Consider the following 21,400-nt stretch of genomic DNA (forward strand, 5'->3'; position numbering starts at 1 on the left):
TTTGTACGTACAAACCCTAGGGCGTGTCCTCAATTCAATCGATAGTTATCTAAATGGGTTAAAAATGGCTAAATCTTGCCAAACGGCGTCAAATAGCTGACTAATATCTCGATATTATCTGCGCTATTTTCCTTGTTTGACTGCAATTTATCTCATTTTTATCGCCATTTTTAAAATGAGGACACGCCCTAATACCTTGATATCTTTTGTATATATCATTTTCTAATACATTCTTTGCTAGCGCTGACCCAGACACTAGTAAAATATTTGGGCATGTTTTGCCTTATTTATTGACCGCTTTTCACTGATAAAAACTGATAGAGAGTAGCCATGACCGCCAATGCAATGACGACTGCTGATACACCTGAGCAAAATGCACCAAAAAACCTAAATTTACATGGTCGCCCTGAACGTATTGCGACCGTTGAGCGCATTACTGCTGAGACCCAAGTGACTTGTACTGTCAATCTTGATGGTACGGGTCAAGGGGTTGTAGATACTGGCGTGCCGTTTTTGGATCATATGATTGACCAAATCAAGCGTCACGGTTTATTTGACTTAGAGATTAAATGCAACGGTGATACCTTTATCGATGACCATCATAGCGTTGAAGACACTGGTATTACCCTTGGACAAGCATTTAATAAAGCATTGGGTGACAAAAAAGGCATTCGTCGTTATGGGCATTTTTATGCGCCACTCGATGAGTCATTAACTCGTGCGGTTGTTGATCTGTCAGGTCGTCCTGGCCTACACATGGATATCCCTTTTACTCGCTCGCATGTCGGTAATTTCGATGTTGATTTGTTTAGTGAGTTTTTCTATGGTTTCGTCAATCATTCATGGATGACGGTGCATTTAGACAATTTAAAAGGCAAAAACAGCCATCACCAAATCGAGTCTACCTTTAAAGCGTTTGCTCGTGCGTTACGTATGGCTTGTGAGTATGATGAGCGTGCGCTTAATACTCTGCCTTCGACTAAAGAGGCTTTCTAATGCGCATTTAAGGGTCTGCTACGGTGTCAGTCAAGCTTGGCGTACTAGTTGTACAGCCTGTGCTTGACTTCCTTGTAGCAAAACCTTATCTACACCTTAGTAATGGCCAACAGTATAAATAGTACAGTAGTCAAAATATTTAAAAATGAGAACCAATCGATGACTAAAGTAGCGCTACTAGATTATGGTATGGGTAATTTGCACTCTGCTAGCAAAGCACTATCGGTAGTTGGGGCAGAAGTCTCTATCACTAACGACCCAAAAGTCGTCGCTGCGGCAGATAAGATTGTCTTCCCCGGTGTCGGTGCGATGCGTGACTGTATCGCTGGCATGCATGAAGCAGGGATTGATGACGTCATACGCCATGCGGTGTTTAACAAGCCTGTCATGGCTATTTGTGTGGGCATGCAGGCATTGTTTGAGCAGTCCGCTGAAAATGGTGGTACGGACTGTTTGGATGTCTTAAACGGCAGTGTAGAAGCATTTGATCCTACGTGGAAAGACGAGCAGGGCGCTACCATCAAAGTACCGCATATGGGCTGGAACACCATTAGCGGTATGGATTTTGACCATCCATTGTGGCATGGTATTGAGGACAACGCGCATTTTTACTTTGTGCACAGCTATTACTGCGAGCCTACTAATAGCTCACAAGTGGCGGCGGTATGTGACTATGGTCAACCGTTTTGTGCCAGTGTCATCCAAGACAATTTATTTGCGACTCAGTTCCACCCAGAAAAAAGTCATACTGCTGGCTTGCAGTTGTTGAAAAATTTCGTCGAGTGGAATGTGTAAGTAGTTGATAACCGTGAAGTGAATATTTAATTTAGTAGAAGGTAGATTATCCATTATATAATCTGCCTTTTTTATGCTCAGCCATCACTTTGTAGCTGCCACTCTTTAACTATTATAGTTTAGCCATCATGGTTTAGTGATACTCTCAGTCGTTTTCTACTTGCTTATATTTGGAATACTCTAGTGGATTTTACCGCTTTTAAAATCAATGTTATTGAAGTATCTGGCCTTGCCAAAGATGCCTTACATATCTATGTCGGCGTCGGCATCTATCTTTTGTGTCTGCTTGTGCTGCGTCCTATCATTAAAAACCAAAGCATCAGATCATTCATGGCTCTAGTCGTCGTGACGGGCATTGCTTTATTGGGCGAGTATTTAGATAATCGAAATACGATTGAAGCGTCAGGCATGGCGGGTTTAAGCCACGAACAGCTAGTCGCAAGCCTCCGCGATTTGATCAATACGTGCCTGCTGCCTTACGTGCTCTATGCGCTGAATAAGTGGACGAAGATATTCAGTTCATTCAATCCGTCTACTAAACTTTTAAAGCAGCGCTAATATTCCGAAGTAATTTTATTTCAGATATCAAAAAAGTAAACTTAAGTAGGATTTTATGGTGTAAAATTTATAATATAAAATATATAGCAGACCATATTATGTCTTCATTTAAAATACCTACTTACATTTTTTCTTCTACCATTCTATTCCTAACGACGTTTAGCTATCATTCAGCAGTGGCAAGTCAAAATGTCATCATTGACCTAAATAAACCCATATCGGCAGCACTTTTGGCACAGTACAATCGTGATGGTATCGAGATTGACTACGATGATACGACTGTATTGAAGCAAGTCTACGTGACGGCAAAAGATGGGGCAATCGCACGTCAGTTACCAAGCGGCGCTGCTCGAAAGGTGAAAAGCTATGCCTTTGGTGAGAAATTAGAAGTCATTGAAGACAATAAAGAGTGGTACGGTATCAAAGCGATGGTACATAGGGAATATGAAGATGATGAGGGTCGACACGTCTCTGCTAATCAAGAGGAGAAAGTCTATATCAAAAAAAGTGATGTTGGTACTTTTGATAAGGTGGTATTGACTGCTGAAGACTTAAACATACTAGCGTATCTATCCGTCGGCGAAGATTACGAGTCTTTTGAAGATGGGAAAGCACTTAACGACTACCTGAAAATAGAGCTGATTGATAAGGCTTTTTTTGAGAAAAAACGTCCACTTGCCGTTGATTTTTTATCAAAAGATGAAAGTATTAAAAAGAGAAATGGGGTGATATCTATTCCAACTGCTGGCAAGGTAGTAACGTTCACTGATAAGAATGTAGATAATGATGGGTATCAGATTTTTGAGTACGTAGGTCAGATTGCCCCGTTAAATCAGTATTTGGTCAGTGGAGGTTACTGGGAAAGCGGTGACTATAAGATGATTGATAAAAATTCGGGTGAGACGACGCAGACGTTTATAGATTATCCTCATATCTCGCCCAATAAAAAATATATCATCTCAGCCTATACCAACCCATATGAGCAATACACCGATCTAGAGCTGTATAGAATTAAGGGAACAGACATCATCCCGATCATGGGTGCAGGCTTTATGCATTGGATGCCTATGGAGGAGCCAAAAGACATATTTTGGGCAAGAGACGGCTATTTATATTTAGCGGTTACTCATAGCGCCGCCTTCTGGAAAGAAAACGGCAACTTTAATGATCTTAATGATACTTTTCAATATATTAGAATAAAGGTAGATTTATAATTGTTAGGCTAAATACTAGCGAGTAGCATTTTAAATGCGCTCAAAGTTTTTTTCAGTAAACTCAAAACAGAAGTATCCACTATCCTCATCACGATAAGCGGAGATATCTCCCTCTATACAGAATTCGTTAGAATCTTTAGAAAAAATTAGTTTTTTATAATTAACTAAGTATCCAAAAGGATAAGCTATTTGAGTTTCTGGGTTTATAACAACTAAATAACCAAAGTTATCTTCCGGAAACACTAAAACTTTATCTTTATCAAAATTGACAGTCTTGTCAGTATTTTTATAGGATATTTGATTATATTCGTCGCAAAAGTCTTCTACACCATAGTCATAGTTGCATTCCTCATTGCCATGAATCAAAACTTTATAGTTGGCGTCATCGGAATGTACAGCGCTACAACCAGACATTAGAAGTAAGACTATAGCTGACATAAGTCTCATTTAGTTATTCCTAAAATAATGTGATGGCTGTAACTGGCGTAGAGACTTTCGAATACTTTTACACTAGACCTAACTATAATTCTCAGCTCACTTGCAAAACCTACCGACCATCATACAACTCACGTACCACTTCACCAATCGCTGCAATACCATCAGTCAGCGTCTGCTCATCAGCCGCGATACTCATACGAATACATTCATGTGCATGCTGATAATCGCTAACATCGACACCAGGGAAGAAATACTGACTTGGTACGATGAGCGTGCCTTTTTCTTTTAAAATCTCGTACAGCTCAACCGTGGTAATTGGCAAGTCTTTAAACCACAACCATAAGAATATCGCGCCTTCAGGCTTATGAATCATCAACGGGTAATCGCCCAAAGCTTCTTTTAACAGCTTCACGGCGAGGGTCGCCTGCTTTTGATAAAACGGCTTAATCTCGTTATCGGCTAACTGCTTGATACGGTCGTTTTCTACCAGTGGCGTGGCAATCGCTGCACCAAAGCGTGTCGGTGCTAGATTCACCACCGCATTCATCGCGCTAACGGCTTCGATCACTTCAGCATCGGCTACGATAATACCCGTACGCATACCGGGCAGGCCAATTTTAGACAGGCTAAAGCACAGAATCGTATTGTTATCCCACGTCAAATGCGCGTCTGAATAGATGATATTAGGGAAGGGCATACCGTAGGCATTATCGATGATAAGCGGTATGTCATAACGTTTGGCAATCTCGGCCAAATGCGCCATTTCTTCGTCGGTCAGCACGTTGCCAGTCGGGTTGGTCGGGCGTGAGCAGCAAATCGCGCCGATACGGCCTTCCTTTAGCGCTGGCAAGTTCTCTAATGCGTCAAAATCGACACGATATTTAAAGAAGCCTTCTGCGCCGTCATGAGTCACTTCATCGATATGTGGCAATACCGCTGCGAAATGCTGACCTTCGACATGCACGTCGCTATAGCCGATATACTCAGGGGTCAATGGCAGTAGAATGGATTTGTCGATAGATTCGCTTGATTTATCTTGATTGCTTTCATCAACGAAAGCGCCGCCAAATAGATTAAACAGATAGAAAAATGCATTCTGTGAGCCATTGGTCAGGGCGATATTTTCTGAGGTTAGGTTCCAATTATAATGACGGTTAAAGAAGCCAACCAAGGCATCGATAAATGCCGCATCACCTTGTGGGTTAGAGTAGTTCGCCATGCTGATAATCGCGCTACTATTGGCCTCTCCTGCATCATTGTCATTGCCAAGCGCTTTATACGTCTCCAAAAATAGCTCATTGACGGCATCAATTTTGGCAGGGTTACCACCGCCCAGCATATTGACAGGCTGATCGCTTTTTAGTGCATCGCCCAAATCGTCCATCAATTGTGAGATGCCAGTGGGCTGGGTAAATTTTTGACCGAACTTTGAAAATTTCATAAGGCTACCATGCTGTTTTGGAGGGTTTTATAAGGGGTTATTAATCGATAAAGTTGGGCTAGTATAGCAAATGAGGGCTAGGTAATCGCCCCAATAAATAAGCAAACTGCATGGCTGATATTGGTTTGTATGCCTATACGTCCAGTAAAGCAAAAAACGCCTTCTAGATGATTAGAAGGCGTTTTATTTTAGGTTTTTGAAGCTAAGTCACTGCGATTCGATAAACCCAGTAGGATATCCGCTATAATCGGTGCTAAGCAGCGCCCTAAGACGTAGTTTAAGAGAGTAGTTATTATCGATAGATTTTAATACTCTACTTTATACTCACGAAGTTAGTATTATCAAGAGGATAAGGGTTACTTAAAAATGTAAAGTTTGACTGATAACTGGTGATTAAGATAGAGGGTTTTGGCATCTTGAAAAGTAGTAATCGTCCAACATTGTTGCTATTGCAGACAGGTACCTCTCCCATCATTCCTCTTAGCCTATCACATACTATTTGTAATTCTTTCATATCAGTTCCATCTCTTAGAACTATCAGAAATCTACACTTAAAATCATCTTCAAGCCCAATTTTACGGCTATATTTTTCCATTACAAACCTTGAACCTAACCACTTTTTTTGAAACTCATTAACAACATCGTCCCATAGTTTTTTCATTACTATTTTCTTAGCCGCTTCCTTATTCTTGTTAAATAATTCTGCGAGGGATTCTTTTTCCTCACCTACAATAACTTCTGCCTCTCTACATTCTTTTATAGTTTCAGTCAAATCAGTACACTCAATAATTTGCACTATCTTTTTTAACTCACTAATTAAAACATAATCAGCTTGACTAGCTTCATTCACCTTAACACCTAATGCAGTGCCAATTCCATCAGCTTCATCCAATTTATAAGCATAAAAATTGCAAAATTCAATATTAGTATTTCTTCCACGTTTATGATGCATATGCTCTACAAAACCTTTCATACTTAATGTGGAAGTCATAGAAAATAGCCTCGCATCATTAACTCTTCATAAGTTTCTAATAGTTTTCTTCGCGCCATTTCAATAGGAGAAAATTTATCATCAGTCATGTTAAGTAGCTTACCATCCGATTTGAAATAATAAGTAGATAATTCCTCATCTATCTTTTGTTCTCTTGTACTAATATCAAATGCTTTTAACATATCACTACTATGAGTGGTAACGATTATATAAACCCCATTTTTAGCAAGTTCTACCAATACGTTAGCTAGGATAGCCTGCCATTCAGGATGTAAATTAGATTCTGGCTCATCAATAAATACAAATGAGCCCTTATTTATAATATTTTTGCTTAGTACCGCCTGAAAAATACCAATATTAGTCATACCAAAGGAAACTAAGCTTTTCGAAATACTTTGACCTTTGTTATTCTCGAATATTAAATCATCATTGGTTGCCTTAAATTTACCTTTTAGTTGCTTCTCTAAATCATTGGCACATTTGATTATGAAATCAGGGCGTTCACCATCTTTAAAGTTAGTAAATATTAAGTCTTTTAAGTCAATGAAATGTTGAGGTACTCCCGTAAGAGTTTCTTTAAACATATCTTTATTTTTAATATACCCAGAAAAACCTAGACCTAGTCTCTTATCAGGTATGATAGATAAGAGTTTCCAATAAACTGGTGACTCAAAAAATAAAAGATTAGCAAATGAAGGGAAAGATACTAAATCTATTTCAATTTCATTATTGCTCAAGATGTTAATAGATAAAATATTTTTAATACTGAATGAACAATAGTTGGAGCTAAATTTAATTAGGTGTTTTAATTCAGAAATTTGAAAGTTTTCTTTTAACTGGTTTATTACCTCATCTTTAAGAAATTTCACATAGCTTTCATTAGGGTTTTTTAGATAATAAAGTAGTAGTTCCGTATCTGTAGCAATGCTTTTATAAAAGTCGTAAAAACTGAAAAGTAAGTGCTGTCCGTCCTTATCTATATTGAGATCATCACTTGTTTCCAATTTTGTCAAAATATTTTTTTTAAAATAATCTAAATGATCAGATATTTGTTTCACAATCTCGTCAGGAGCATAAGAGCTAATTCCAAAACTTGCCTGACTACTAAAAGGAAATGTTTCAGTAATAGTTTCTTTAAAGACTTCGAGAAATAACTTTTCATCATTTAAAAAACTTTCTTTTCGGAGCAAGTTATTAATAGTATTGTGAATCTTGACACTGGTTCTACTAACTCCTATAGTATAAACATTTTTAACAAGTGAATTAAATACCGAATAAAAAAACTTAGTCACAAAGCTCTTACCTGTACCATTTTCGCCTGCAAGAATAGTTAAAGGCGTAATAGTAATATCAGCCTCTTCGATAGCACCTAAGTTTTCAATGTGTATGTCATAATTCATTAGAGCTTTCCTACTTCTAGTGAAACGTATTGATTTTAAGGTCTAAGGTATGGTATCACCAATTTATGTCTTCTGCTATTTTAGCCTTGACTGTCTTAGATATACTTATTCTGGCGACTGCCCCTGTCTAGCTAAGATAGCAGCAAAAGCAGCGTTATCTACATCACTAAACCATCGCCCGCACTCGTGCCATAATCCCGCGTCCAATCACCAATCTCACATAAATAATGGCAATAGCAAACAGCAGGGCAACTAACGCAATACTGCCAAGTCCTAAGTTTGTCCATGGCACACTAAAGCGAAGATTGAACCATTGAGTGACCGCCAGCCAAGCACCGCCAGTGGCGATAATCACCGCAAATGTCGCTGCACTAATCCCAAGCACACCCAGCTCTAAGATATTGAGCATATATAGGTCACGCTTTTGCATACCCAATAGTCTAAATGACGCGCTGTCCTTCATACGATCTTGTGACGTAGAGAGTAACGAGCTGATGAGCACCATGATGCCCGTAAGCAAGGCAAGCAAAGTAAAAATATACACCAAGCGGCTCATCTGTGCGACCAACCCTTGGACTTGCTCAGCGATAATCGTACCGTCAATACTGGTCACAGCAGGGAACTCGCGTACCAGTTTGCCTTGTAGCTCTGGAATATCATCGGCTGGCACATGCGCAGTGGCAAACTGAATCTGCGGTGCAGCCAATAGAACGGACGGCTCAAATAAGAAATAGAAATACGGGCTTGGGCCACGCTCATAGCGCGTGCGAATACTGGTAATTTGCCCGATGATTTCGATCCCTTGAATATTAAATCGTACCTGATCACCCATGCCGACATTGAGCATACTGGCGGCAGTATCTAAAATAGACAAGGGTTTGACTTGCTCATCTGTCGCATCGATAGGGGTGTATAGCGCGTCATCCGTGAGTGATTCAGTGATATATTCGGTCTCCATGACCGTATCTGCGTAGCTTAAGTTAAACACTCGCGTAGGATCATCGAAGCCATCCTCAGGCTCAATATCTTTTGCCGGTACGTCATTTGCCGTTTCTACACGCGCACGAATGACGGGATGATAAGTGACGGGTGCTTCAATGATCGCATCAATATCGTCATGTTGATCGCTCTGCACATCGAGCAAGAATAGATTGGGCGCGTCTTCAGGATAGGCATTAATAAACTGCGCATTGATACTGTGATTGAGGGTGGTGATGAGCGTCAGCACTGCGACCGATAGCGATAAGGTGACAAAGAATAAAGCAGATTGGTTACCTTTACGCGCAAGGTTATGAATGGCGATACGCTGCATCCAACTGACCTTGGTATTGCTCGCCAATTTGGCAAGCAGCCAGAGCCACCCACGCGCCAGTAGCCAAAATATCGCCACAAAGCCAATCAACCCGCCCAATAGCTGCGCCCCTAATGACAGTGAACCAACTTCATAAGCAAAGAAGGCATACAACCCTGCCAGCACCAAGCCATACCATAGTAAGGGCACGCGCCGATACCAAGGCAAGTTTTGTGTTTGCGTACTCGCTCCTTGATTGAGTAGAGTAGCGGGTTTGGTGGTGTTAAGCGCGCTCAAACCACGCTGCGCAATCAGCAACGTTAGGACCAAGGCAATCACAATAGTCTTAATTGCACTGATTGGATTGATGGACAGCCCAACATCGGTAGGCAAGATAGCCACCAGATACGGCTGACCAATTTTAAGCAAACCTAGACTCAGTATAATCGCTGCAATACAAGCAATGGCAGTGGTGACGATAAGCAATTGATAGTAGCTGCGCTTGAGTGAGCCAAGCGGTTCACCTAATGCCAAACGAATGGCATTATTAGATTGCTGCTTGGTGACAAACGCGCTAATGACGCCGTACATGGCAACCGCAGAAAGTAGCAACACTGCGATGACCAATAATTTTAAAAACATCAGTACATTGTCAGAGATACGCGAGACCGAAGTATCTGCGGACTCTGCGTCAGAGAGCTCGATATCAGGGTAATTGGTCAGGATATCTGTAAGCTGTTCACGCTGCGTGGTTATCAGCTCTGGGTCGCCTGCCATCTCAATACGATAGTTTATGCGGCTACGTTGACCCAATAGATTGGTCGCTGCGAGTGAGTCTTGATGCATTAAGACACGCCCACCAAACCCAAAGGTGGTCAGCGGGCGATCAGGTTCTTTTGTCAGTACATCACTTATTGTGAACTGCGCATCGCCAATAGCGATACGGTCGCCGACCTTGGCCTTTAGGCTTGTGAGGACTTCTGGCGCGACGATTACACTGTCAGAGGTTAGCTGATCCCACAGCGGCTGTCCTGAAGCTAGCTCTGCTGTACCGTATAAGGGATACGACGGTGAGACCGCTTTAATGCTAGCAAGCAAGGTTTGCTCATCATTGACCAGCATGGCGCTAAATTGATAGTCATACACCGTCTGCATATCGGGGATTGTTTCTACCTGCGTCAATACTTCACTTGGCCAGTCTTGCTTACTGTTTAAAATCAAATCCCCACCAACGAGCGCGCGCTGATTATCATTGATATATCGATCGACAGACTGCTGCACAGAGTCGAGGGTCAGATAGGTTGCAAGCGATAACGTTAAGGTTAGTAGAAACAACACGGGATACACCCAGCGTTGCCACCAGCTACGGCTTAGTGCTTGAGATCCGAGTGTTTGACCGCTAAAGAAACGGTTCCCTTTGGGATTAGTAGCCTTATTATTGATAGCAGTATCGCTTTTTGTGATCGTAGCTTTAGTCATAATTTTTTGCTTAATCGGTAGACGTATTAAGAAATTTTAGAGTGTATCATCAGGTAACCAGATATAGATAAAGTCAAACAACTCTGCATCTGTCATATCAGTTAATGAATGAACGAGTTTTTTATCTTTAACTGTCTTATATACTGCGCTAGCTACTACTTTCTGGTAAAGAAGAGACTTACCTTTTGTTTGTTGTTCAAACCAGTGTTTATTTATTTTGCTAGGTAAATTATAGAATAAAGAAAAATCTAGCTGTTTACTGAGCTGGTTCAACTTTTCATATTTATAAGTATCAAAGTAATATAGATGTCTTAATGCATCATTTTGTAGTGTATTTTGCTCATTCTGTAGTAAGTCTAAAAAACAAAGATACTCATCATCATTTTCCATAAAGTACGTTAAAGGGTATAGGAAATAATTATTTGCTCTCAAATATCCCTTACTTATTGCTTGTAGAGTAAGCTGACTTATCTCGTCTCTGTTGGCATTGATGAAAGGTTTTGAGTAATGCTCTAATATAAAAGAGAGAGCAAAAGTAATGGAATAATCGTCTAAGTCAGCCATCTGTTTCAAATAATAAAGCGCGTTATCTAATTTATAGATCGAGATTAACTGATTAATTGCTTGGCTATAATCTTCGGTTTCAAAAGTGAACTTTCCAGCAAGTAAGTCTTTTGCCAAGTTTTCTATCTCAAGAGTTCCCATTGAACTAACCTTATTGAAGTAGAGCATTAAAGAATAAGGGATGAACTCCTATTTATTCATCAATTCGACCATCATGCATGGTAATCACGCGATCTGCCATCTCGGCAAGTGCAGGGTCATGAGTCACTACCACCAGTGCTGAACCAACCTGTTGGCGTAAATTCAGTAGCAACTGCATGACTTGATCGGCATTTTGCTCATCTAAGTTGCCCGTTGGCTCATCAGCAAACACAATCTTTGGATGCGATACCAGTGCGCGTGCCACCGCTGTACGCTGCTGCTCACCACCTGACAATTGATTGGGCAAGCTATTACGGCGATGACCCAAATCAACTGCATCAATTAGCTCGTCTACTCGTGCTGGGTTTGGACGTCTGGCAATATCAAGTGGAAAGGCGATGTTCTCGGCTACTGTCAAGGTTGGCAGTAGGTGAAACGACTGAAAAACAAAACCCATATCACGTTGACGAATGACCGCTAGCGCATCTTCGTCAAGACTGCTGAGCATTTGACCTGCTAGCGACACCGTACCGCTGTCTGGATAATCTAGCGCCGCGAGTAAACCTAACAAGGTAGATTTACCTGAGCCTGATTTGCCCATGATGACCACAAACTCGCCAGCATTGACATAGATATCTACATCTTTAATGATTGATAGGGTTTGCTCGCCGACTTGCACGGTTTTGTTTAATTGTGAGGCGGTCAGTAGGACTTCTTTTTTATAATCTGCTTGTGGCGTTGAAGCGGCAATCGAAGGTGATGATGTCATTACAGTGTCTCGTTAAGTAGTCTCATTTGTCGTATTTTTTGTCGTTTCATCTTGAGCATTTTCAGTTGCATTGTCTGCATCGGCTATTTTTAGCGCTTCTAGTTTAGGCAATAGAATAGGTAGGATATTGTCATTGACGATAATCTCGTAGCCTTCTTTAGTCGGATGAATGGCATCGGCTTGATTGAGCGCAGGGTCACCGCCCACACCATCCAAGAAGAAAGGAATCAGCGTCACGTTCATGTCTTTAGCGACGCGAGGATATATCGCTGCAAATGACTTCACATACTCAGAGCCAAGGTTGTCATAGATTTGCATGCCGCCCAAAATGACGACACTGCCATTATCCTGTAGACGTTTGACCGCGGTACGAATATTGGCTTCAACTGTCGCCACATCGATACCGCGTATGGCATCGTTAGCACCAATGGTCAAAATCGTCACATCAGGCTTAGTTTGCAATACCCAGTCTAAGCGATTGACCAATCCCGTGCTGGTTTCACCGCTCAATCCTGAATTGATAACTTTGGCATTGTCGTAACCCATTGCTTGCAGACGATCTTCTAACTGAGCAGGATAGTTGTCATCTTTGTCCACCCCAAGACCTTCTGTTAGAGAGTCGCCCAATGCCAAGATCGTTAATGGTGCTTGCTGTGCAGTGGATGTTGCCGGTTGCTCAGATTTTATCGTTTGAGGTTCGGCAGTTTGAGTACTGTTTTGAATGCCATTATCGGTGCTAGGTTCAGATGGTTTTTGGCAACCACCGAGCGCCATCACGGCTGTTAAAATAGCCAATATTGGTAAGTGTCGAGCGAAACGAATGGATAAATTCATCATGATTATTCTGTCCTATAAGCAATCAAACCAGTGTAGCAAAATAAGACAGACACCAATATTATCCTAAGGTTACTGTAGTTTTTGATATTACAGCTTTTTGCCATCGACCATCACTGGACGACTCACTACCCAAGCGATGACGACGTTGATAACCATCAAAATGAGCATAATGAATAGTGGTAAATCCCAGCTGCCAGTCGCTTCATGTAGCCAACCTGTCCCTAAGGGACCAAAAAATGCAATCAAATAACCGACGAATTGCGCCATACCAGACAGCTCACTAGATTGGTTGGTCGTATAAGTACGTAAGGAGAACAGCATCATGCTCAAGGTGAAAATAGCGGAGCAGCCAATGCCCATCAGACCTGACCACAACCACGCGAGGTCGGTAGATAAATAATTGATTCCTAAAATACCAATAACATTCAGCACCGCTGCAAACACCGCCAGCGCCTGAATAGGGCGGCCGCGATTGATCAGCCACGTCAGGCTCAAAATAGAGACTGGCGCCATAAACTGAAACACTGAAGCCATTTGTCCTGCTTGCACTGCGGATAGCCCCTTGCTGACCCAAATAGAAGGTAAAAAACTGGCAACAGTATAAAATAATAGTGATTGCAGCCCCATAAATACTGCAATTTGCCAAGCAAAAGGCGTACGCCACATGGATATATCAGACGCTCCAGAGGTAGGTGGCACAATGGCTTGATGACTAGAGGAACCAAGCCGCAATCGCAAAAATATCCAAATAATGATCGCAAAAATGCCTAATAGCGACCACCCACCCAGTGCCCATTGCCAGCCCACTTGCTCAGATAATGGCAGTACAACTCCAGCGACGATGCCTGCCGTTACCGTCATCGTTAGACTAAATAGCCCTGTTATGAGTGGAATATGCTGGGGCGTACGCTGTTTAATAACAGGGGCAGCTAAGGTATTCGCAAAACCGATAGCCAAGGTCAGCAATAACGTACCAATCAAAAACCCAGACCAAGTGGGAATAACGGTACGAATCATCATACCAATCGTTAATAACGCAATCATCGCAATGAGTGTATTCTCAAGCCCAAAACGCTTACCAATGGCTGGCGCGATCAGTGCGCCCACTGCAAAAGTCAGCATGGGCACTGCTCCTAGCCAACCAATCTGCGTCTCAGAAATATGGAGGGCATCTTGTACGACAGGGGCAATAGAGCCAAGAGCAACAATAGGCGCACGCATATTGGTGGCGAGCAAAATCATGGCACATAAAATGAGCCAAAAAGTGAAGCGTGAGGAGGGCAGCTCAAACGGTGACGGCGTATCTGAATGAGACTGTAATGGCACATTAGGTGGCAAATCAGTAGAGGTAGACATAGCAGCACGACTATTAGAATAAGAAAAAGGACACGTCATTAAACAGCGCCGAAGCATCGTCGCTTGTAAATAACACCAAAGAAAACGCACCTAGACGGTGACTAAAATCATCAATTAGAATCGTAAATTAGAACTAGAGATTACTTGCAGAATACAAGATATATGAGTAACCATTTTGAAAGCGCGCTTATCTTCAATCGACTATCAACTGGATACGGTATTAGATTTATTTAGTCTACTATTATTAACAGGCCTTGCACGTGCCGTATTGATATCCAAAATATCTTGAAGCGATGCTAACTAGATACGTCGCGGCTGGCACAATTAAAAATAGCGCCAGTCCCTTGCAAAGGACTAGACGCTATTATAAGAACAGATGTTAGGTAAATACTACCAGCGTATGGTAACAAACGCGGTATTTATAAAATTTAGTTTATACAGGTTTGCCTAGCTGAGCGGCTTTAAGGGCATTTTCTTGCTGTTCTGCCACGATTGAATCACACTTATTGGGGTCATTTCCACAAAACGAGCAATTTTCATCACCCATTAGTTTAGCAACGCCGCCACAAGATCCTCTAAGCGGCTTCTTTTTGACCATATAACCGATACCCATAAAGATAAAGAACAGGACGAATACGGTAAAGGTAATGGCAAGCATGGGAAGCAATTGACTAAGCATAGAGGAAACCTCGATTTTTAAAAATAGTGTGGCTATCTACTGGGGTAATACCTATATAGTATAGCAAAACCAGTATAGCAAATTTTTGTATGGCTCGTTGATGGTTATCGAGCCGTTTACAGTATTGCGACTAAGCTCTATTGCGACTAGGTTCTAAGACTGTTTGTCAGCGCGTAATGCTTGCATCGCTGGTGTTTGTACCACTTGCCACTGGTCAGTATTCTTATCAGAATCCGTCGCCTTTGCCTCATCAGCTAAAACAACAAACAAGGCAGCTATATCTTGTGCTTTGGCTGTTGCAAGGGCTTTTTTATAAGGCATCGCAGTGAGGGCGGTTGCCCACGCATCTGCCAGTGCGACTGAGTCTGCTGCAACGGTTACCGATGGTACGCCGCCCGCGATAGGCTTGCCAGTGGTTGGGTCAATCGTATGACTGTAGCGCTGACCGTCGAATATGACGGAATTACGATAGTTGCCAGAAGTTGCCAAATACATCTGATTATCGGTATTGATGGGTTGACGAATCGCTGATATTGTCTGACGCTCGCTGACCGTACTGTCCTCAATAGGCGCATCAATCGCAATTTGCCACGGCTGCTGTTGGTTATTGACCCCAGAGGTTGCAATTTCACCCCCTATCTCTACCATGTAGTTGCGAATTTGATAGTCATCTCTGAGTACATCGGCAATCACATCGACGCCATAACCTTTAGCAACTGCTGAGAAGTCAAGCCCGACGCCATCTTTGGTTTTATAAATGCTCTGCTCTTTTTGTATGATGCTCTCAAAATCTACCAAGGCTTTTGCTTGAGCAATCTCAAGTGCTGTTGGCGGACTTTGCAAGCGCTCAACGGTCATGGTGCTACCAAAGCCCCAAGTCTCTACCAATGGCATGACGGTAGGATCAAAGGCTCCACCAGATTGCTGATAGACGATTCGTGACACATCAAGCACGTGAGCAAAATCTGCATCGATAGTGAGGGGGATGTCTTTACCTAACTGGTTGAACTGAGAGATAGTAGAGTCTGCTTGATAGGTAGACATACTGTCATTGATTTGCTGCAAGCGCTTATCAATCGACGCTTGGATGGCAGCTTCATCTGCATCCGCAGGTAGCTGATAACTGATATGGTAGCTCGTTCCCATGGTCTCACCGCTGAGATAGTCATAATCTGGCGTTTGCTGGCAAGCGCTAAGACTGGCTATAGCACTTATAGCAATGACGGACAAGCAAGTGGTTTTCATCGATTTGTTAGACAATGAGAGTGGGGCTAATTTTTGCATTATTGGTTTTCTCATATTAATCATAATGGCTTTTATGGCAAAAGGGTGAGTGGCACGTTCTATTAGCGTTGCCCATTTTACACCCCTTGTCACCCATAACGCCAATCATCGACTTAAGACCTAGTGGCTTAAACGACTAGATTTATTTTACTTTTGATTCACGGATGAGCTTATATAGTTTTGGCGGCGATAGGCGATTGACCGTGGTCGCCAGTTTTTCTTTATTGCCTGCCACGATGATATATTCTTCACCCTTAATAAGGGATTTTATGACCTGCTTAGTAAAGGTAGCTGCGGTTAATACTTTTATTCAAAGCCAAAAAAAGAGCCTCAATTGAGACTCTTTTTTATTTATCACTTTAGAATACTTTTTTACGTAACCATTTGCTTAGTTACTCACTTAACCACCGAAGTCATCAAGCATGATGTTTTCATCTTCTACGCCCAAGCTGTGTAGCATGTCGATGACCGCCGCATTCATCATCGGTGGCCCACACATGTAGTATTCACAGTCTTCTGGGTTTGGATGGTTTTTCAGATAGTTTTCAAGTAGTACATTATGGATAAAGCCGGTTGGACCTTCCCAATTGTCTTCTGGTAATGGATCAGACAAAGCCACATGCCACTCAAAGTTATCAAACTCTTCTGCTAGTTGATCATAATCTTCAACATAGAACATCTCACGAATAGAGCGTGCACCATACCAAAAGCTGATTTTACGCTTAGTATGTAAGCGTTTAAGCTGATCGAAGATGTGCGAGCGCATCGGTGCCATACCAGCACCACCACCAACGAAAATCATTTCAGCGTCAGTCTCTTTGGCAAAGAATTCACCATAAGGACCTGAAACTGTTACTTTATCGCCAGGTACTAGGCTAAATACCCATGAGGACATTTTGCCTGGTGGAATACCATCAGGACCGCGTGGCGGTGGACTGGCGATACGAATATTAAACTTAATAAGGCCTTTTTCTTCAGGGTAGTTGGCCATCGAGTAAGCACGAATAACTGGCTCATCAACTTTTGAGACATAGTTGAAAATACCAAATTTTTCCCAATCTTCACGGTATTCTTCGTCAATGATAAAGTCTTTATAATGCACTTCATGCGGCGGCGCCTCTAACTGCACATAACCACCAGCACGGAAGTTTACTTCTTCGCCATCTGGAATTTTAAGGACCAGCTCTTTAATAAAGGTAGCAACGTTGTCATTAGAGAGAACTTCACATTCCCACTTTTGTACATCGAAAAACTCAGGGTCAATCTCGATTTTCATGTCTTGCTTAACGGCTACCTGACAAGCTAAACGCATGTGATTGCGAATTTCGCCTTGAGTAAAATAGCCTTCTTCGGTGGGCAAGATAGAGCCGCCCCCTTCAATAACGCGGCAACGACACTGCGCACAAGTACCACCGCCACCACAGGCTGAAGATAAGAAAATACCTTCGCTTGCAAGGGTTTGTAGTAATTTACCGCCTGCTGGGGTCACGACGTCATTATCGGGATTATCATTGATATGGATGGTAACATCGCCTGAACTGACCAGTCTTGAGCGCGCCGCCAAAATAATGGCAACGAGGCCCATGATGATCAAGGTAAACATAGCAACGCCACCAATCGCCGTAGCGTAATCCATGGTAGGTATCCTTAATCTATGGAGTAGGGGTGCGAAAAGACGTCATTGCGTGTTTCCTGAACCCCTACCGAATAAATGAATTAAATAGGTCAAATCGCTAAATAGGCTGTTAAGCTTAGCGGTCTAAATTGACATACCGCCGAAAGACATAAAGCCAAGTGACATCAGACCAACTGTGATAAAAGTAATACCAAGACCACGCAGCGGTGCTGGAATGTCTGAGTATTTTAACTTTTCACGGATACCGGCCAATGCGGTAATCGCCAATGCCCAACCGAAGCCTGCGCCCACACCATACACGACAGATTCGCCGAAATTATAGTCACGCTCAACCATAAACAGTACACCACCTAAGATGGCACAGTTTACAGTGATAAGTGGCAAGAACACCCCAAGGGCGTTATACAGACTAGGGACGAACTTATCGAGGAACATCTCTAGAATCTGTACAGTCGCAGCAATCAAGCCGATATAACTGAGCAAGCCCAAAAAGCTTAAGTCGATATCAGGGAAACCTGCCCATGCCAGCGCACCATCTTTTAGAATGAACTGAAAGAGTAAGTTGTTTAGCGGTACGGTAATCGCCATCACGACGACTACGGCAACACCCAGACCAATAGCGGTTGAAACCTTCTTTGATACGGCCAAGAAAGTACACATACCTAAGAAATAGGCCAGCGCCATATTCTCAATAAAGACTGAGGTTATAAATAAACTAACATAATGTCCCATTAGTGACCGCCTCCATGTGCCATGCCTTTAGACTGCGGCTTCATTACAAATTCAGCATCTTCAACCTGCTCAGGTTTCCAGATACGGATAATGGCAATGAACAAACCAATAATAAAGAATGCTGACGGTGGCAACAGTAATAGACCGTTCGGAATATACCAACCGCCATCAGTGACAGGCTGTAGGATGGTGATACCAAACCACGTACCTGAGCCAAGTAGCTCACGGATAGTCGCGACAAATAATAAGACAGCAGAATAGCCAAGACCATTACCAATACCATCTAAAAAGCTTGGCACTGGGGGATTGCTCATGGCAAATGCTTCGGCACGACCCATCACGATACAGTTGGTGATAATCAAACCAACGAAGACCGACAAGCCTTTACTCACATCATAAGCAACGGCTTTTAGCACCTGATCGACCAAGATAACCAAGGAAGCAATAATAGTCATCTGTACGATAATACGAATGCTTGAAGGGATTTGCTTACGAATGATCGAGATAAAGAAGCTTGAAAACGCCGTGACTAAAGTCAACGCCACACACATTACCATGGCATTGGCCATGCTTGTGGTGACCGCCAGTGCCGAACAGATACCAAGGATCTGTAGGGCAATAGGGTTATTATCAAAAATAGGCGAGGTTAAAATACTTTTAGTGTCAGCCATGTTATGCCTCCTTGCCGTTTGCTACTGGTCGTTTGGCTGCCAGTTCGGTTTCAGGTTGAGCGCTCAGCGTTGATTGCGTAGCTTGTGTATCTGCCGCATTATCAATTGCTTGACCACTCTCTTTACGTAGCGTATCTAAATAGGGCTTATAACCTTGCTCACCCAACCAAAACTGAATCATGTTACTGACACCGCGACCGGTCAAGGTTGCACCACTGATACCATCGACCCAGTTTTCTTTTGGTGTACCCGCTTTGGTCACACCAGTGGCAACATTACCATTTTCGTCATATGAGTGGATACCGCTCCACTTCGCACGCCACTCTGGCTCTTCGATACGAGCACCCAGACCTGGGGTTTCTTTATGCTCATAAAAGCTGATACCTTTAATGGTATTCATATCGCTTTCAAGGGTTAAGAAACCATAGATAGTGCCCCATAGTCCATAGCCTTGAATCGGCAAAACAACCATTTCAGGTTTGCCTGCGTCATCTTTTTTAACATAGACTTTGGCATATTTGGGTTTACGACCAATACCAGCAGGGTCATTATTGCCTAAATCTTCACTCAGTGCTTTATTCTTAGTCGCTTGGCTTGCGTCATAAGCATTACGATCAGGGATGCCAGCGGCTTTTAGCGCTTCATCATCAACGTAGCTGCCTTTACTTAAGTCAATAATTTCGACATCGAAATCTTTAAAACGTTCAGCAACATCATCTGCTGTATCAGACTCGGCATCGTACATGCCAGCGGCGACCAAGATGTTTTTGTTACGGTCTAAGCGTGCGTTTTCAATTTGAGCAGGTTTTAGACCAACCGCTACTGCTGAAACTAAGACGGAACACACCAAGCATAGCGTCAATGCCACACTGATGGTTTTCGCATTATTACTTTTGGGCTTGGACATAACGAACCCTCCGAGCTGTTTGGCGTTTGATGTTTGCTTGGGTCACAAAGTAATCAAACAATGGAGCAAATAAGTTGGCGAATAAAATAGCCAGCATGATGCCTTCTGGGAAAGCTGGGTTCACGACGCGAATCAATACCGTCATAAAACCAATCAAGATACCATAAGCCCAGCGGCCTTTATTGGTATGCGCAGCTGACACAGGGTCGGTTGCCATAAACACGGCACCAAAGGCGAAGCCACCGATAACTAAGTGCCAATAAAACGGCAGGTTCATCATCATATTGTCTTCAGAACCAATCATATTAAAGACAAGAGAAGTAGCAATCAGACCTACCACACAACCTGCCATGATGCGCCATGAAGCAATACGTGTCCAAAGTAGAACGACGGCACCCATTAGGATAGCCAGTGTTGATACTTCACCGATACTGCCTTGCATGTTGCCTAAGAACGCATCACCCCAAGTGATGGCATTACCATAGACGTCGACGAAGTCCTGAGGAACGACACCTAACGCGGCAAGACCAAGTGGCGTCGCACCAGAGAAACCATCAACGGCAGTCCATACTGAGTCACCAGACATATAAGCAGGGTAAGCAAAGTATAAGAATGCGCGACCCGATAGGGCAGGGTTCAGGAAGTTTTTACCCGTACCACCGAACACTTCTTTTGCGACTACGACACCAAAGATAATACCGAGGGCAACTTGCCATAAAGGGATATCTGGTGGTAAACAAAGCGCAAACAGCACTGAGGTCACAAAGAAACCTTCGTTGACTTCATGGCCGCGTACTACGGCAAAGATAATCTCACAGAGAATACCGACCGCAAAGGTGACGATATAAATCGGTAAAAATTGCATAGCACCGTAGACGAAGCTTGCCCAGATACTGTCTGGGTTATAGCCTGCCATACTGGTGATAACGGTACGCCAGCCTTCAGGCTGTAAACCAAGGGTTGCAATCGCCGTTAGTGCTTGATGACCGATATTGTACATACCCCAAAACATGGCTGGGAAAGTACATAACCATACGGTAATCATAATACGCTTTAGGTCGATACCGTCGCGTACGTGTGATGCTGAGTATGTGGTTGAGCTTGGTTGACGCAAAAACGTATCAAACATCTCAAAGATAGCATAGTATTTTTCGTGTTTGCCACCCTTGGTGAAAGACGGCTCCATACGATCGAACATATTGTGTAAAAATTTCATCGTGG

At 42.6% G+C, this 21,400-nt stretch carries 20 protein-coding genes; 4 read left to right on the plus strand and 16 right to left on the minus strand.

Annotation, left to right across the window (positions count from 1 at the left end):
- Positions 1–330 precede the first annotated feature (330 nt).
- The 4 genes from hisB to ACI2JM_RS12235 all read left to right on the plus strand — a co-directional run bounded on the left by hisB (position 331) and on the right by ACI2JM_RS12235 (position 3,563).
- The gene (gene hisB, locus ACI2JM_RS12220; RefSeq protein ID WP_227697690.1) at positions 331–996 is read left to right on the plus strand and encodes an imidazoleglycerol-phosphate dehydratase HisB; all 666 of its coding nucleotides are present in this window, start codon (positions 331–333) and stop codon (positions 994–996) included.
- A 159-nt stretch (positions 997–1,155) separates the two neighbouring features.
- A complete protein-coding gene (hisH, locus tag ACI2JM_RS12225; protein ID WP_404644514.1) occupies positions 1,156–1,791 on the plus strand; it encodes an imidazole glycerol phosphate synthase subunit HisH in 636 nt (211 codons plus the stop codon).
- Between the two features lie 183 nt (positions 1,792–1,974).
- Positions 1,975–2,349 (plus strand): hypothetical protein, encoded by a 375-nt coding sequence (locus tag ACI2JM_RS12230; protein WP_201604532.1) that lies wholly within the window; start codon positions 1,975–1,977, stop codon positions 2,347–2,349.
- Positions 2,350–2,447: 98 nt separating this feature from the next.
- Positions 2,448–3,563, plus strand: a complete 1,116-nt coding sequence (locus ACI2JM_RS12235) for a hypothetical protein (RefSeq protein ID WP_404644516.1) — start codon at positions 2,448–2,450, stop codon at positions 3,561–3,563.
- A 30-nt stretch (positions 3,564–3,593) separates the two neighbouring features.
- Here the strand turns inward: ACI2JM_RS12235 and ACI2JM_RS12240 are convergent, their stop codons facing one another.
- The 16 genes from ACI2JM_RS12240 to ACI2JM_RS12315 all read right to left on the minus strand — a co-directional run bounded on the left by ACI2JM_RS12240 (position 3,594) and on the right by ACI2JM_RS12315 (position 21,395).
- On the minus strand, positions 3,594–4,001 hold the full coding sequence (locus tag ACI2JM_RS12240; protein WP_404644518.1) for a hypothetical protein: 408 nt from the start codon (positions 3,999–4,001) through the stop codon (positions 3,594–3,596).
- A 109-nt stretch (positions 4,002–4,110) separates the two neighbouring features.
- Positions 4,111–5,442 carry a valine--pyruvate transaminase gene (locus ACI2JM_RS12245; RefSeq protein ID WP_404644520.1) on the minus strand — a complete coding sequence of 444 codons (1,332 nt, stop codon included), beginning with the start codon at positions 5,440–5,442 and terminating at the stop codon, positions 4,111–4,113.
- A 313-nt stretch (positions 5,443–5,755) separates the two neighbouring features.
- Positions 5,756–6,433, minus strand: a complete 678-nt coding sequence (locus tag ACI2JM_RS12250) for a hypothetical protein (protein WP_404644522.1) — start codon at positions 6,431–6,433, stop codon at positions 5,756–5,758.
- Entirely contained in the window at positions 6,430–7,833 is a 1,404-nt protein-coding gene (locus ACI2JM_RS12255) for an AAA family ATPase (protein ID WP_404644524.1), read from the minus strand. Before ACI2JM_RS12255 ends, ACI2JM_RS12250 begins: the two co-directional genes overlap by 4 nt.
- A gap of 166 nt (positions 7,834–7,999) precedes the next feature.
- Complete coding sequence (locus ACI2JM_RS12260; protein ID WP_404644526.1) at positions 8,000–10,603, minus strand: ABC transporter permease; 2,604 nt, start codon at positions 10,601–10,603, stop codon at positions 8,000–8,002.
- Positions 10,604–10,639: 36 nt separating this feature from the next.
- Positions 10,640–11,308, minus strand: coding sequence for a hypothetical protein (locus tag ACI2JM_RS12265; protein WP_404644528.1), 669 nt, complete (start codon positions 11,306–11,308; stop codon positions 10,640–10,642).
- 52 nt (positions 11,309–11,360) lie between these two features.
- Positions 11,361–12,077: an ABC transporter ATP-binding protein gene (locus ACI2JM_RS12270; protein WP_404644530.1), complete on the minus strand. Its 717-nt coding sequence runs from the start codon at positions 12,075–12,077 to the stop codon at positions 11,361–11,363.
- Positions 12,078–12,089: 12 nt separating this feature from the next.
- On the minus strand, positions 12,090–12,914 hold the full coding sequence (locus ACI2JM_RS12275; protein ID WP_404644532.1) for an arylesterase: 825 nt from the start codon (positions 12,912–12,914) through the stop codon (positions 12,090–12,092).
- 87 nt (positions 12,915–13,001) lie between these two features.
- Positions 13,002–14,270 carry a CynX/NimT family MFS transporter gene (locus tag ACI2JM_RS12280; protein WP_404644534.1) on the minus strand — a complete coding sequence of 423 codons (1,269 nt, stop codon included), beginning with the start codon at positions 14,268–14,270 and terminating at the stop codon, positions 13,002–13,004.
- Positions 14,271–14,703: 433 nt separating this feature from the next.
- On the minus strand, positions 14,704–14,949 hold the full coding sequence (gene nqrM / locus ACI2JM_RS12285; RefSeq protein ID WP_045447638.1) for a (Na+)-NQR maturation NqrM: 246 nt from the start codon (positions 14,947–14,949) through the stop codon (positions 14,704–14,706).
- Positions 14,950–15,102: 153 nt separating this feature from the next.
- Complete coding sequence (locus ACI2JM_RS12290; protein ID WP_404644553.1) at positions 15,103–16,194, minus strand: FAD:protein FMN transferase; 1,092 nt, start codon at positions 16,192–16,194, stop codon at positions 15,103–15,105.
- 439 nt (positions 16,195–16,633) lie between these two features.
- Positions 16,634–17,869: an NADH:ubiquinone reductase (Na(+)-transporting) subunit F gene (gene nqrF, locus ACI2JM_RS12295; RefSeq protein ID WP_045447641.1), complete on the minus strand. Its 1,236-nt coding sequence runs from the start codon at positions 17,867–17,869 to the stop codon at positions 16,634–16,636.
- Between the two features lie 123 nt (positions 17,870–17,992).
- Complete coding sequence (gene nqrE / locus ACI2JM_RS12300; protein WP_011281361.1) at positions 17,993–18,601, minus strand: NADH:ubiquinone reductase (Na(+)-transporting) subunit E; 609 nt, start codon at positions 18,599–18,601, stop codon at positions 17,993–17,995.
- Entirely contained in the window at positions 18,601–19,272 is a 672-nt protein-coding gene (locus ACI2JM_RS12305) for an NADH:ubiquinone reductase (Na(+)-transporting) subunit D (RefSeq protein ID WP_055125671.1), read from the minus strand. The genes nqrE and ACI2JM_RS12305 overlap by 1 nt, the downstream gene beginning before the upstream one ends.
- A gap of 1 nt (position 19,273) precedes the next feature.
- A complete protein-coding gene (locus ACI2JM_RS12310) occupies positions 19,274–20,179 on the minus strand; it encodes a Na(+)-translocating NADH-quinone reductase subunit C (RefSeq protein ID WP_045453837.1) in 906 nt (301 codons plus the stop codon).
- Positions 20,160–21,395 (minus strand): NADH:ubiquinone reductase (Na(+)-transporting) subunit B, encoded by a 1,236-nt coding sequence (locus ACI2JM_RS12315; RefSeq protein ID WP_055125672.1) that lies wholly within the window; start codon positions 21,393–21,395, stop codon positions 20,160–20,162. The genes ACI2JM_RS12310 and ACI2JM_RS12315 overlap by 20 nt, the downstream gene beginning before the upstream one ends.
- Positions 21,396–21,400: the final 5 nt, after the last annotated feature.

This window comes from Psychrobacter sp. NPDC064578 (genome assembly GCF_044901245.1).
GTDB classification, from domain to species: domain Bacteria; phylum Pseudomonadota; class Gammaproteobacteria; order Pseudomonadales; family Moraxellaceae; genus Psychrobacter; species Psychrobacter cibarius_C.

What these genes read in the sequence shown, in the direction of transcription:
- ACI2JM_RS12315 (WP_055125672.1), bottom strand. Translation starts at nt 21,395, where the DNA reads ATGAAATTTTTACACAATATGTTCGATCGTATGGAGCCGTCTTTCACC.
- ACI2JM_RS12240 (WP_404644518.1), bottom strand. Translation starts at nt 4,001, where the DNA reads ATGTCAGCTATAGTCTTACTTCTAATGTCTGGTTGTAGCGCTGTACAT.
- ACI2JM_RS12245 (WP_404644520.1), bottom strand. Translation starts at nt 5,442, where the DNA reads ATGAAATTTTCAAAGTTCGGTCAAAAATTTACCCAGCCCACTGGCATC.
- ACI2JM_RS12310 (WP_045453837.1), bottom strand. Translation starts at nt 20,179, where the DNA reads ATGTCCAAGCCCAAAAGTAATAATGCGAAAACCATCAGTGTGGCATTG.
- ACI2JM_RS12250 (WP_404644522.1), bottom strand. Translation starts at nt 6,433, where the DNA reads ATGACTTCCACATTAAGTATGAAAGGTTTTGTAGAGCATATGCATCAT.
- nqrE (WP_011281361.1), bottom strand. Translation starts at nt 18,601, where the DNA reads ATGGGACATTATGTTAGTTTATTTATAACCTCAGTCTTTATTGAGAAT.
- hisB (WP_227697690.1), top strand. Translation starts at nt 331, where the DNA reads ATGACCGCCAATGCAATGACGACTGCTGATACACCTGAGCAAAATGCA.
- ACI2JM_RS12270 (WP_404644530.1), bottom strand. Translation starts at nt 12,077, where the DNA reads ATGACATCATCACCTTCGATTGCCGCTTCAACGCCACAAGCAGATTAT.
- ACI2JM_RS12235 (WP_404644516.1), top strand. Translation starts at nt 2,448, where the DNA reads ATGTCTTCATTTAAAATACCTACTTACATTTTTTCTTCTACCATTCTA.
- nqrM (WP_045447638.1), bottom strand. Translation starts at nt 14,949, where the DNA reads ATGCTTAGTCAATTGCTTCCCATGCTTGCCATTACCTTTACCGTATTC.
- ACI2JM_RS12290 (WP_404644553.1), bottom strand. Translation starts at nt 16,194, where the DNA reads ATGAAAACCACTTGCTTGTCCGTCATTGCTATAAGTGCTATAGCCAGT.
- hisH (WP_404644514.1), top strand. Translation starts at nt 1,156, where the DNA reads ATGACTAAAGTAGCGCTACTAGATTATGGTATGGGTAATTTGCACTCT.
- nqrF (WP_045447641.1), bottom strand. Translation starts at nt 17,869, where the DNA reads ATGGATTACGCTACGGCGATTGGTGGCGTTGCTATGTTTACCTTGATC.
- ACI2JM_RS12275 (WP_404644532.1), bottom strand. Translation starts at nt 12,914, where the DNA reads ATGATGAATTTATCCATTCGTTTCGCTCGACACTTACCAATATTGGCT.
- ACI2JM_RS12280 (WP_404644534.1), bottom strand. Translation starts at nt 14,270, where the DNA reads ATGTCTACCTCTACTGATTTGCCACCTAATGTGCCATTACAGTCTCAT.
- ACI2JM_RS12260 (WP_404644526.1), bottom strand. Translation starts at nt 10,603, where the DNA reads ATGACTAAAGCTACGATCACAAAAAGCGATACTGCTATCAATAATAAG.
- ACI2JM_RS12255 (WP_404644524.1), bottom strand. Translation starts at nt 7,833, where the DNA reads ATGAATTATGACATACACATTGAAAACTTAGGTGCTATCGAAGAGGCT.
- ACI2JM_RS12265 (WP_404644528.1), bottom strand. Translation starts at nt 11,308, where the DNA reads ATGGGAACTCTTGAGATAGAAAACTTGGCAAAAGACTTACTTGCTGGA.
- ACI2JM_RS12305 (WP_055125671.1), bottom strand. Translation starts at nt 19,272, where the DNA reads ATGGCTGACACTAAAAGTATTTTAACCTCGCCTATTTTTGATAATAAC.